The 12,537-nt window shown below is 27.9% G+C and carries 12 protein-coding genes; 1 reads left to right on the top strand and 11 read right to left on the bottom strand.

Features of this window, described 5'->3' with window-relative positions; genetic code table 11:
- Nucleotides 1–224 precede the first annotated feature (224 nt).
- Genes DMC01_RS10975 through dnaG form a run of 3 tightly spaced genes read right to left on the bottom strand, consistent with a single transcriptional unit; the run spans nucleotide 225 to nucleotide 6,180 of the window.
- Nucleotides 225–3,902, bottom strand: a complete 3,678-nt coding sequence (locus DMC01_RS10975) for a hypothetical protein (protein WP_142694256.1) — start codon at nucleotides 3,900–3,902, stop codon at nucleotides 225–227.
- A 19-nt stretch (nucleotides 3,903–3,921) separates the two neighbouring features.
- Nucleotides 3,922–4,419 (bottom strand): hypothetical protein, encoded by a 498-nt coding sequence (locus DMC01_RS10970; RefSeq protein ID WP_142694255.1) that lies wholly within the window; start codon nucleotides 4,417–4,419, stop codon nucleotides 3,922–3,924.
- Nucleotides 4,420–4,473: 54 nt separating this feature from the next.
- A complete protein-coding gene (gene dnaG / locus DMC01_RS10965; protein ID WP_142694254.1) occupies nucleotides 4,474–6,180 on the bottom strand; it encodes a DNA primase in 1,707 nt (568 codons plus the stop codon).
- Nucleotides 6,181–6,237: 57 nt separating this feature from the next.
- Here dnaG and DMC01_RS10960 point away from each other — a divergent pair, with 57 nt between their 5' ends.
- Nucleotides 6,238–6,540 carry a hypothetical protein gene (locus DMC01_RS10960; RefSeq protein WP_142694253.1) on the top strand — a complete coding sequence of 101 codons (303 nt, stop codon included), beginning with the start codon at nucleotides 6,238–6,240 and terminating at the stop codon, nucleotides 6,538–6,540.
- 5 nt (nucleotides 6,541–6,545) lie between these two features.
- Here the strand turns inward: DMC01_RS10960 and DMC01_RS10955 are convergent, their stop codons facing one another.
- From DMC01_RS10955 to DMC01_RS10920, 8 genes are all read right to left on the bottom strand, one after another.
- Nucleotides 6,546–7,751 (bottom strand): RAD55 family ATPase, encoded by a 1,206-nt coding sequence (locus DMC01_RS10955; RefSeq protein WP_142694252.1) that lies wholly within the window; start codon nucleotides 7,749–7,751, stop codon nucleotides 6,546–6,548.
- Between the two features lie 12 nt (nucleotides 7,752–7,763).
- The gene (locus DMC01_RS10950; protein WP_142694251.1) at nucleotides 7,764–8,612 is read right to left on the bottom strand and encodes a DNA-methyltransferase; all 849 of its coding nucleotides are present in this window, start codon (nucleotides 8,610–8,612) and stop codon (nucleotides 7,764–7,766) included.
- 29 nt (nucleotides 8,613–8,641) lie between these two features.
- Entirely contained in the window at nucleotides 8,642–9,016 is a 375-nt protein-coding gene (locus DMC01_RS10945) for a hypothetical protein (RefSeq protein ID WP_142694250.1), read from the bottom strand.
- Between the two features lie 92 nt (nucleotides 9,017–9,108).
- Nucleotides 9,109–9,399, bottom strand: a complete 291-nt coding sequence (locus tag DMC01_RS10940; RefSeq protein WP_142694249.1) for a ribbon-helix-helix domain-containing protein — start codon at nucleotides 9,397–9,399, stop codon at nucleotides 9,109–9,111.
- Between the two features lie 28 nt (nucleotides 9,400–9,427).
- A complete protein-coding gene (locus DMC01_RS10935; protein ID WP_142694248.1) occupies nucleotides 9,428–10,474 on the bottom strand; it encodes a hypothetical protein in 1,047 nt (348 codons plus the stop codon).
- Entirely contained in the window at nucleotides 10,471–10,812 is a 342-nt protein-coding gene (locus tag DMC01_RS10930; RefSeq protein WP_142694247.1) for a hypothetical protein, read from the bottom strand. Before DMC01_RS10930 ends, DMC01_RS10935 begins: the two co-directional genes overlap by 4 nt.
- Nucleotides 10,805–11,044: a hypothetical protein gene (locus DMC01_RS10925; protein ID WP_142694246.1), complete on the bottom strand. Its 240-nt coding sequence runs from the start codon at nucleotides 11,042–11,044 to the stop codon at nucleotides 10,805–10,807. The genes DMC01_RS10930 and DMC01_RS10925 overlap by 8 nt, the downstream gene beginning before the upstream one ends.
- A 143-nt stretch (nucleotides 11,045–11,187) precedes the next feature.
- Nucleotides 11,188–12,354, bottom strand: coding sequence for a tyrosine-type recombinase/integrase (locus tag DMC01_RS10920; RefSeq protein ID WP_142694245.1), 1,167 nt, complete (start codon nucleotides 12,352–12,354; stop codon nucleotides 11,188–11,190).
- Nucleotides 12,355–12,537: the final 183 nt, after the last annotated feature.

Genomic DNA, 12,537 nt, shown 5'->3' with positions numbered 1-12,537 from the left:
TCTTGGTTAAAAAGCTTGTTAAAGCCTTGTGTTAATTCTAAAAACTCTTTCGCTTCTTTACTTTCAAAAGATCCGCTTACTTTTGAAAGTTCATTTAAACGCACTAATTCTGCTTCTTTTTGGGCAAGTTCTTTGTCAATTTGTGCTTGTTTTATCCTTTGGGTTTCTTCTCGCGCTAAATCTAAAAGGCTTTTATTTTAGTTTAAGTTTGTTTGTGGTAAAATTCACTCATTAGGTAGCCCAAGCCTTGAATTTTCTTGTTTGCTACCCTGCCGAATGAAAGTTTGGATAATGTCGGCGCTTTCTAACTCTTTCAAAATAGTATTTTCTTTATTTGTTTTAAAGCCTGTTAAAAGTATGTTTCCGTTCTCTTTTGTGGCTAAAAGGTAAAAAAAATCTTTGCCATCATTAAATTTTTTGATATTTTTTTCTTTTAAAATACCGTTTTCTATCGTTTTTATTTGTATATCAGGTTCTTTTAAAGTAGGTTCTACAAGGTTTAAATAAGCTAATCTTTGATTTGCATCTTCTCTTGTGGCTAAATGATTAATAAAATTTTCTTTATTTTTCACATTTTCAAGACTTTGTAAAAACTCGTTTGTATTGATTTCTTTTGGTAAAGGCGCGGCGTTTTGGTTTTTTAAAAGCTCTAAGGCTTCAGCTTTGTTTAAAAGCTGTGCGTTATCATCAAGCTTGTTAAAAAGCTCGTTTTTTTGTATTATGTTGTCAAATTCAGTGTTAAATTCTTTTATAATTTCTTTTGTTTTGTTGTTGAATTTACCTTGTTTAAGGCTGTTTTGTAGGGTGTTTCTAAAATCATCTACACTTATGGCTCGTTTTAAAGCGTGGCTTATGTGATATCTTAAAGCCGCGCCTTGCACTTTTTCATTCCACGCAGTGGCAAAAGGCACTTTACCCATCAAGCGAATGACATTTTCCCATAAAGCCTTTACGATGGCCATCTGAGCTTTACCTTGTAAGCTTGTAGCTATGCTTGCTCCCTCTTTTTGTGTTAAAGACTGCTTAAAGGCTTTTGCTATCTCGGCATCTTGGTTAAAAAGCTTGTTAAAGCCTTGTGTTAATTCTAAAAACTCTTTTGCTTCTTTGCTCTCAAAAGATCCGCTTACTTTTGAAAGTTCATTTAAAAAGGCTTTACTATCAAAGACACTTAAATTTAAAGTTTTATTTTCAATTAAGGATTTTTCAAAAACTCTATTCAATAAATTCATTTCTAAAATAGCCTTATCTTCTTCATTTAAATTCTTTTTAAGCCTTACTATATTTGAAAGATCCCCATCGCCCTGACCTTTTGCGAATTTAAGTAAATTGTCAACGATTTTTTCCTCAGTAATTGCCTTGTCTCTTACTTTTAATTTGTCAACTTCTTTTAAAAGCTCTTTCATATCTTTATAATCATTCATTGCGTTTTCATAAAGAGCTTTTGCCTTAACATAAGCGCTTTTGTTTTGTGAAAAAATATCATTAATGCCTGTTTTAATAGCTGTTTTAATCTCATTTTGCAAAGTGCTTTTTAAATAATCTTGTAAATTCGGATCGCTAATTTGCTTAATATAAACATTTAAGTTTTTATTTAAGTTATTAAGTTGAGAGAAAGTTACACCCTCAGATTTAAAAAGTGCATTTAAAATGTTTTTATTGATTAATTTGTCTGATTCACTTAAAAGCGCGTTTTCTTCTTTGAGTTTTGAAACTAAAGCTTGAAAATTATTAGGGTTAATTTTTGTTTTGTAAGTATTATCATAAATCTTTGTCAAAACTCCATTTATTGCTTCATCATAACTTTGTTTCGTACCTTTTTCAAGTTTATTAAAAACTTCTTTAATGTCGCTTTTGTTTAAATTAAGATTATCAAGGCTTGATTTTAGTTTGCTTGTAGTTACATTGAGAACATTTTTAAGATTTTTTGCCACTTCTGGGCTGTTTTTCGCGCTTTCAAGTATAAAGGCTAAACTTGTGCCGCTTTCATCAGCTCTTATTAAAGAAATTAAATTGTTTTGTTTTTCTTTCAAAGTGCTTAAATTTAAAAAATCACTTGTAGCCTTTGCACCTTTAGCTAAAAAATGCTCCGATCCGTATTTTTTAGCAAGTGAATCCGCTTGTTCTTGTAAAATTTTAGTTTCATTTATGCCTATTTTACCCCCAAATTCAGCGTAAGTATTAAAAATTTCTTGTTTTTGTGTTTCAGTGTAGCCTTTATTAATGATTTCTTCGGCCGCTTTGAAGTTTTGATCGGGTAAGTTTTTAAAAGTGCCTAAAATAGGACTATAATCTGTTAAATCACCGATTTTTTTTAAAGGTGTTTTAAGTGTATTAATTAGGGGCTTTGCACCTAAAATCAAAGCATCTCCAGCAAGGCTTAATAAACCCTCCTCTGTTGAATGTGAAATTATTTCTTTAAGGCTGTTTTCTCTGTCTAAAAGGTGATTAGCAATTAATACATCCGACACACCTCCTAAAAATGACCCAGCCGCCGCGCCTAAAGAACTTTTAATTAATTTTCCTTTTATACCTTTTCCTTCTTTAAAACCTTTTGTAGCACCGTAAAAGCCTCCAGTAATTGATCCTGCATTTGCTTGTAAAGTGTTTAAAAAATTATCAAAAAAGCCTTCATTGACAAGATAATCTTTATTATCTTTTCTAAAATAAAGTTTGTTTGTGTTTTCATCTATAAAAGCACCTTCAAAACCTATTTTTTCAACAAGATCAGCTATTACTCCCTCATAATCTTTTTTTGCCTCTTCATCTTTAAAAATCAATTGATTAGATAAACTTTTATGTTTATGTATATTTGACAAAAAAGCGATCTGCTTTTGAATCTGAGGTGCTATAATTTGCGAAGCTTCGTATTTTTGTTTTAATTCTTCGAATGCCTCTTCTTTATTTCCTAATGTGTTATCCCATGCACTTTCAACCCTACCCCTAAAATCATCTACTAACCTTTTCTCATCTTTGCTTAACTCATCATAGCTTTTATTGCTCATCATAGTTTCATTAAGTTGTTTTCTTTCATTAAAGGCTATCTTTGCCTTTTCTTCGCTGCTTTTATGAAAATACTTAAAAGCCCTTGCTTTATCACTTAGATCAAATATATTATGTAAAGAAGTTAGATCATCGGCCGCTTTTTTAAAAGTTTCATTTTTTAAAAATGTTTTTTCAGTATTGCTTAGATCTTCATATTTTATACCACTTTGAATTTTCTTGTTTATGTTAGAGTTTAATTCAAAATTCATCTTTTGTTGAAAATTTGTATTATAACCTAAACCTGTTACACTTTCAACACTTTCTTTTATTGAAAAAAAAGCCCTTTTAAGTGAATTTTCTTGTAAGTCTTTATAAAATTTTTCGTACTCACTTTCATCAAAAAGTTCGCTAAATTTCTCTTGTTTTTGTTGTGAAGTTAAATCATTATTTTTTGTTTGTGTTTGATAAGCTAAAAAGCTTTTATAAAGATTAATATCTTCTTCGTTATAATCTTTATAAGATTTTTGTAAAAATGTTTGATCTAGCTTTTGAATTCTTTCTATTTCATCAAGTATTGATTTTTTTTCGTTTTCGTTTTCTACTTTTTCGTTTTTTTCTTTTAAAGTTTGTAATTTAGCGTTAGGGCTGTTTTTTGAAAAATACTCATCAAATTTTGTTTCATAATCTTGAGTGGCTTGAAATTTTTGCGTTTTTAAGGCATTGTATGCCTCTTCATCATTTAAGGCTTGAATTTCACTTGGTAAAGTAGCATTTTGTTTTAAGAAAGAAATTACTTCATCCTTTGTAATTCCTTTTTGTTCGGCCGCATTAAAATCAAAATCAAAACTAAATCCTAAAGGCTTATTATCTTGTTTTAAGCTGTCTTGTGCTTTATCTAAAAAATCGTGTGTTTTGCTCATTTTATTCTTTCATTAATTTTTAAGGTCTTAAAAAATAATTATCTTGATCATTAGTATTTTTCATTTTTAAAGCTGTATCAAATTCATTTTTATTAAATAAATTTAATATATTTTGTCCTTGTCCTTGAGTTGCATGTAAAAATCCTAAATTTTTAGCTGCATTAATTCTAGATTTAATTTCTTGTACTGCTAAAGGTTCTATGCCTTTTTTTGCTTCTTGTTCACTTACTGTCCACAATTTATCATGTTTGTCTTTTTCGTGTTTTAGCGCTGTTTGTTGATATTCTAACTGTCCTTGTTTTAAGGCTAAATCTTTATCTTTTATAGCCATTTCTTTTTGAAATTTCAAATTCGCGTCTCTTCGATCTTGGTAACGGTAGATACCATCAAAAATTGAATTTAATCTTTTAGCCCTTGTCTCATCTGCTTGTAAAATTATTTGTGCACCTTGTGCTGCTGCTGCTCCTGCTCCTGTGGCTAAGCTTGATCCTGCATTAATAGCTGGCTTCATACTCATAATTTATCCTTTATTTAATATATTTTAGCATAAAAATATTTTTATAAAAAAGGGTTAAAAAATATCTTTTACTTCTTTACTTTCTAAACTTTCTTTAATTTGTTTTTGCAAAGAAAGAATTAAATTAATATTTTTTGCTAACTTTGCTTTTTCTAATTCTACTTTTAAAAAGTTTATTTTGAAATTATAACAAAGTTCATTAAAATCATCATTTTTAACTATTTGCACCCTATCATCAAGCATTAAAATGTTTGCTTCTTTGTCAATTAAGCCTTTTTCTTTGAAATTTTCAAAACTTTCTTTATAACTTTCAAAAAAGTCACTATGTAACAATTCGAACGCTATTTCTTTGTTTATTTCATCTACTAAAATGCTTTTAAAAAGCGTTTTTTCTGCATTAAAAAAAGGCAAAGTTTCATAAGTGATTCTAGTTTGTTCTTTAAAATCAAAACCGCTTATTTTTTCTAAAATTTTAAAGCAAAAATCCTTTAAATAATAATTTTTTTGTGAATTAATGCTTTTGATTAAGGCTTTTATGAATTTATCTTTTTCTCTAGCGCTTGATTTTTGTTTTAAAACTTCTCTTATATAAAATTCAAAAGAATTTATTTTGTAGAAAATATTTTCTAATTTCAATTCTTCTTGTGAATTTTTATCTGGTTCTTGTGTGTTTTGATTTTTTATGTGATTTTCTAAAAATTCGCTTATATCTTTGAAATTATCCTTTAAAATTAAAATCTCACTTTCATAAAAACTATGTTTAAAAAGCAATTCACAAGTTTTTAAACTTGCCTTTAAGCCTGCTTCGTCCTTATCAAAACATAAAGCGAAATTTTCAATGTCTGCTTTTAAAAGCGTGGCTAAATGAGTTTGATTAAAAGCAGTACCGCAACTTGCAACATTAGCCTTAAAACCTAACTTGTTTAAAGCTAAACTATCCATAAAACCTTCAACTATAACTAAACTTTTTTTTTCTTGTTTTTGTGAATTTTTGTTTAGCTCCTCCTTATTTTCTAATTGTTTACGTTTAAAATAAGCTTGTTTAGCATAGTTTAAATTGTAAAGAAAATTTGACTTGTGAAATAAAAAACTTTCTTTTGAGTTAATGTATTTTGCTGGATTTTGTGAAAAATTTTCATAAGGATGAATTCTACAAGAAAAACCTACTATTTTGAAAATAGGATTTCGTAACGCAAAACTTAATCTTTTTGCAAATTGTGAGTAAATACCGTTTTGTCCTTTTATCAAAAAACCCACTTTTAAAGCCATCTCTAAGTCTTTGCCAATGAATTCCTTTAAAGCGTAGTTTTCATCAACTAAACCTATATCAAAACGGTTTAAATCGTCCTTGTCAAGCCCTCTTTTTGAAAGATAGCTTAAAAGTTTTTCGTTTTTAAGCAAATTTTCTTTAAAATGCTTATTTAATCTTTCATAAAATTCAAAATAATCTTTTTTAGTTTCGCTTTTTTCGTGGCTAAATTCAAGATCAAAATTATATAAATCCGCTATTTCACGCACTGCCTCACTAAAATCATAATGCTTAAACTTTTGCACAAAAGAAAAGGCATCCCCTCCTTCTTTGCAACCAAAACAATAAAAAAAGCCTTTTTGCTCATTGGCAACAAAAGAAGGCGTTTTTTCATTATGAAAAGGACATAAAGCCTTAAAGCTACCTTGTACCTTTTTTAAAGGAATATAACTTTTGATAATCTCAATAATATTAATTTTAGCCTTTAGCTCATCTAAATTTTTAATACTCATTTTTTGCCTTTTTTTAAATTTTTTGTTAAAATATCAAAAACAAAGTAAGGATATTAAATGATAACAATTGATATAAGCGCTTTTTTAACACAAAACACCGCTTTTTATGCTGGATTTTTACTAGGGCTTTTATGTGGTGCTTTTTTAGCTTATATATTCTTTAAAAACTCTTTGCGTTATTTTAAAGATATAATTAAATCTTTACGCGAAGAACTTAAAAGAGATCAAGAAAAACACACTTACATTCAACAAGAATTTACTAAATCATTAAGCCTTTTTCTATCTCAAGGCAAAAACAAAGATAATCAAACCGATCACCAAACCACTTATAAAACCGCCGATCAAACTTTCAAAAATTAACATTTTCAATCCTTTTTATTTGATATTTCTCTCAATACATCATTATAGCTTACTTGTTTTAAAGTAGGAAACAAAGTATTATCAAGCGAGTAAAACTTCAACGATTGAGTATTATAAAATACCTTTTCTTTAAAGTGTTTTCCTGTTTGTTTGTTTTTTTGAATCACTATAAAGCGCGTATTTTCATCATATAAATTATCTTGTTGTGTTAAATCCTTTTTATCTGGTGCGCATCTTTCAACTCTTATAATAATACTTGCCTCATGCGCTCCTTTTTTTGAATTCATAGGATTTTCTTTGTCATTTTTTGAATTTTGAATGACAAAGAAAATGATAATATTTAAAGAGTGGCAAAGTCTGGCAAGTGTGCTAAATTTTAGTGTTTCTTCCTCTTCCATATTACGCCCTTTTTCGTTCGTTATGCGCATTTGACTGTCAATAAAAAACACCTTTACGCCTTGCCTATAAAGCGTTCTTATATTATCCGCTAATTCAAAGATATTATAACCATCATTTAAAATGATTAAGTTTTCTGCATTTGAATGTAAGCCTTTTTCTTGTACGATTTTAAGATAACTTTCAATAGTAAATTCAAAACAAAAAAAGGCAACTTTACGACTTTTAGACATAAATTCAAGCATTTGTAAGCCTAAGCGCGTTTTACCTGCTTCGGGATCGCCTCCTATTAACACAAGCTGCCCCAACTCTAAGCCTCCATTAAAAGCACTTTCTAAAAAGGGAATTCCTGTTTTAATTTGGGGTAAAACAGGCCTTGTTTCATAATATGCCATCCACTGTCTCAAATTCATAAAGCTTTTTGAATTAATAGAGTTTTCTTTTTGCAAAAGCTCTAAATCTAAAAGTTCGTTATTTGCATTTGCTTTTTCAAGCTCTTGCATTAGCTTTTTTTGTATTTCTAGTTTGTAAGCCCTTGTAAGCATTTCGCTAAGCTCATCTATCATAATGCTAGGTAAAGCAGCTAAAAAATTCATATAAAAAGAGCTATTTTTTAGCTCATCTTTTAACTCGACATTTAAGCTCTCAATGTTTAAAAGATTTTTTTGCTTTAAACTTAAAATTGCGTTTAAAAGCTCGCTTCCTAACTCGCTAAAACACTTTAAAGGTGTTTTATCCAAAAAAGCGTTAATCTTTTCTGGGTAATCAAAAAGACTTTTTAAAAGTAAAGCCTCGAGTTTAAGTTTATCATTCATTTTATGCCTTTTTTAAAATAATCTAGGCTCATTTAAGCTTAAAATTTGTTTTTTTGCATTCTCATAGTATTCTTTTTCTACTTCAAAACCATAAGAAATTCTATTTATATTGGCAGCCGCTAAAAGAGAAACACCCGATCCGCAACAAGGATCAATTACTATATCCCCCTCATCAGTAAAGATGGAAATTAAATATTGTAATAAACCATAAGGCTTCTGAGTAGGATGAATTTTAGGTATTTTTTCTTTTTTGCCTATATCCCAATCAATAACATTAAATATCATCTTTCCTTTATTTCTAAATTTAGGTAATTTATCTTTATAAAAAATGAAACCATATTCACAAGATCCAACAATTCGCATATTTGCCTTTAAAACTTGTGAACTTCTTTTTTTATCAAAAACTAAAGGTATATAATGCTTAAAACCGTACTTTTTAGCATATTGTATATTTAATTCAAACTGTTCGAATGCACAAAATAAAAGCATACATCCGGGTTCTTTGCCTTCTTTCACTAATTTAGAGCAAAAATGCCAAAATTCAGCTATATTGAATTTATTGTCAGTTTTAAAAAAGCTTTTTCCTGCTTTTTCTTTGTTAGGTTCTTTTGCCTCTTTATCATTCCACCATTGTGGACTACTAGCATATGCATTTAATCCTATATTATAGGGTATATCAGCAATAACAAGTTGTCCTTTAGGTATATTATAACGTTTAAAATTTTGAAAATTATCATTATATAAATTAATAGGGGTTAATACATAGGGTGTATCTTGTTTTTGTTCTTTTCTTTCTTTGCCTTTTTGAATTTTATATAATTCTTTTACACTTAATGTATTATTTTGTTCTTGTTTTTTCATCTTTTTTCCCTTACTTATAGTTTTTTTTATTAATACATAATATTTTGCGCCCACTGAGGGATTTTCTTTAAAGATTTTTTGATATAAAAAACCTTAATTAGCCTTGTTTTTTCGTAATTTGTTAAATCATTTTTTTCTTTAAAATCACTTCGTAAAGCCCAATAATAAGCATTTGTTTCAATAAAATCTTTTATAAATAAACAAAATGTCTTAACTGACAAAGTTTGTTTTTCTAAAATTTTATTTTCATCAAGTGAAATATTAAAGGCTAATTGTTCTAATTCTTCTTCTTTAAAAATATCAATTAGTTCGCAAACTTTTTGAATTTGCCATTCGCTTTTTAATAGATCAAAATTAGCCTTAGGATGTGAAAAAAGCAAATTTTTAAAATCTCTTTGTGTCATCTAAAAAATCCTTTAATTCAACTTGATAAAATAAATTTTCTTGTGAAAAATATTTAAAAGTTTCATATATAGCACTTATAAGAAATTTGTTTTTATTGCCTTGTTTCATCTTTAAAAAGATTTTGTTCGTTCTCTTTTGAAATGTGAATGCTTTTCTTTTTTTTTCTTGGCTTTTTTCTTGGCTTTTTGTAATATTTTCGTTTTGTGTTTGCGAAATTTTCATTATTAGCTCCTTTAACATAAAAATTAATGCAAGTTTCTATAATAATACTTCTGCTTTGTCTTTCTAAATTAGCTATAAAATCAATCTTTTCAAGTAAATTTTTAGAAAGATAAAAACTTATGCTTTTTTCTTTTGCTTTGCCTTTTGTTTGATAGTGCATTTTTATCTCTTTTCTAAATAAAAAAATCTTAATCCCAAAAAGTACCTATTTCTTGTTTTTTTTGTAAAGTGTTATTTTGTGAATTTTCGTTTTTCTCTTGTATGTTTTCACTTTTAAATAAATTTTCACTTTCTAAACAAACTTGATATTTTTTTTGTGTTTGCTGATTTTCTAAAAAAGAAAAAAAACCGCCGATCTTAGTAATTTTTTTATTATCAACTTTTAAATTTTCACATTGTTTTTTATCAAAACCTAAAAATTTCATTGTTTTATCTTGTTTTTCAAGCTGTGAAATAATATAATTATGTTCTTGTATCCTAATTAAAGGCCCCTTATTTAAAAATTTAGTTTGTTTTGTCTTGTAAAGCTCATTTTCCCCCCATTGAAAACCGACCCAACCGTTAGCGATGCACCGCTCAATTATAGCTATAATATCCCTTTGTGTTTCTTTTGCCTTTGACATCTGTTTTATAACATAAAGGGCGGCACTTTGAGAAAAAGGGCTTTTTCGTTTATTTTCAACACGAAACACAAAGAATTCTAAAATAGCCTTTTGTTCTTTTTCATCAAAAAAATTTAAATCCATTTTTTCGAAATATTCTTTTGCTTCTAAAAAAGATTTTTCAATTTTAGAATCAACTTTTGTTTTTTTGCTAGAATTTTCTTTTTGCGTTTTTTCGAATTCGTGCGATTTTTTTTCTTCTTTTTTTGTTAAATTTCTTTCTTCTTTATTGTGTAACAAATTGTTACTCTCATATAACAAATTGTTACTCTCATATAACAAATTGTTACTCTCATATAACAAATTGTTATCTAAAAAGGTTATTATAATTTGCCCTTTTTCATCACTTGAAATTTTAAAAATTTCATTTTCACATTCCTTTTTCCAACGCATAACGCTCATATAACTTACATTTAGAGTTTTTGCGATCACTTTCCAACATATAGTTAAACCTTCATATTTTCGTAAGAGATAAGAAACCAACATTTTAGCTCCTATGCTTAATTTTTTGTGATTATCAATAAAATCAAGCGTTCTAAAAATATCATCTTTTGCACCGTTAAAAATTATCATTTTTCATCCTTTAAAACTTTTAAAATAGGCATTTTAACAACATCGCAATCAAAGATTAAAGTTTCTTTTTTTGTTGAAAGTTTTAGTTCTAAAATAGTTTTATTTATGTTTTCACAAAAGGGACATTCACAATTAAAAATTATTTCAAAAATCCCTTTTTCGCTTTCTTCTTCATAAATAAGCTTATTGCATAAAGCTTCATGGATCTGTTCTTTTGCGTTTTTCAAGTTGAATATAAAAAATGTTTCTTTACAAAAGAAACATTTTTGTTTTGCCTTGTGTGTTAAAATTTCTAATTCAATTTTACTTAATTCATTAAAATTACAATATCTAAACATTTTGAATTCCTTGTTCTGATTCTGACATTAGAATAGAGTATTTTTTTTCTTGTATTTCATAGGCTTTATAGAGATAAGAATTTGAATATACTAATTTTACTTTAGTTTCAAATTTATCTAACAATTTCCAAAACCTAAAAATAGTAACACAATCAATTAAAACATAATCACTAAGATCGACTATTCTTATTTTTTTTGTTTGTTTGTTTTTTATAATCAATAGAAGTTTCATTGTATGCCCTCCTTAATGGTGCGTTTTAACAAAGAAATTAACGCCGCTTTTAAATTTAAAAGTTTCACTAACACCGTGTGATTGCGCACTTTCAATTGCCTTTTTAATTGTTTTAATATATTCTTTTTTCATCTTTTTGCTTCTTAACTGATATTTTTTGCTTTTGTTTTTTGATTAATATCAAGCTCATTTAAAAAATTAGCTCTAGCGCTTATTTTCTGAGGCAGATATTTAGCATAATATTTATAAGTTGTTGTTAGCGTAGAATGCCCAAGCATTCGCACCCCTACCCACATGGGCTCTTCACCCTTGCTTAACATAATACTAGCAAATGAATGCCTTGTATCATAAAGCCTTCGTTCTTTAATGTTTAGCTCCTTACAAAGTGCTTTAAAATTTTTACGTAATTTTTCACTTCTCACACTAAACACAAAATCATCTTTTTTAAGATTAATTGTTAAGTTTTGTAACTCGTTTTTTACAATAGGTAACATATCAATAATGCGATATTGAGAAGTTTTTAAGCCTTCACACACACGATCGCCCTGTTTTGTTCTTTGTAGATGAATTTCGCATTTTTCAAAGTCAAGATCACTACACTTTAAGCCTAAAATTTCGCCAGTCCTTGCACCTGTGAAAAAGGCTACTATTAAATAGCTTCTTAATATACCTTGAGCCTTTTTTATTAAACTTTGTACTTCATCGAGGTTAAAAGGCTCTTGTATAATGCTATCTTTCAAGTTTGTTATTTTAGGCAAGTAAAAAGGGCTTTTATTTAAAAGCTCGTTTTCAACACAGAAATTTAAAAAGGATTTTAGAATTTTCATTTTGCCTAAAATAGTACTTTTTATAAGTCCTCTTTCTTTCAAATTTAGAATATAATTTATAATGTGTTCTCTTTTAAGATCTCTTAAATCAAACACTCTCACAGTTTCAAAAAAGTTTATAACATCTAATTTAGCGCTTTTGTAATTAGCTTTTGTTCGTTTTGCTAGAAAACTTTTTTCTTTTTCAAAACTTTCAAATGCATTTTTTATAAAAAATCTTTCATTACCTTTTTTAATTAGTTTTTCTTTTACTAACTCACTTTTAGGTTTTTGCATTTTATCCCACACCGCATCCGCATAATCACACCACATCTTAAGCGCTTTTGTTTTGTCTTTAAAAAAAAGTTCAAAAACTCCTTTTTTAGCTAAAAATGCTTTACTTTCGGTACTTACCTTCAAACTTGTACTTGTTCTTTGTCTTATACCGTCCTTTTGATTGTCTAAGTAAAAATAACCGTTACGGTTAAAAACTCTTTTACTCATCTTTTTGCTCCTTTTGTTTTTGTTATGAAAAAAAAGAATTTTATAAAAATTAGACACAAAAAGGCACAATTAAAAAGAATTAATGGGTCTTTGCCCCCCCCTATTAAAGAGTAGCAAAAATCCTAAAACTAAATAAAGAAGGGCTTTTTTAAATAGGAAATTTTTATACTTCTAAGAGAAGTA

The organism is Campylobacter troglodytis (genome assembly GCF_006864425.1).
GTDB lineage: Bacteria > Campylobacterota > Campylobacteria > Campylobacterales > Campylobacteraceae > Campylobacter_D > Campylobacter_D troglodytis.
This window is presented reverse-complemented; position numbering and strand designations above follow the sequence as displayed.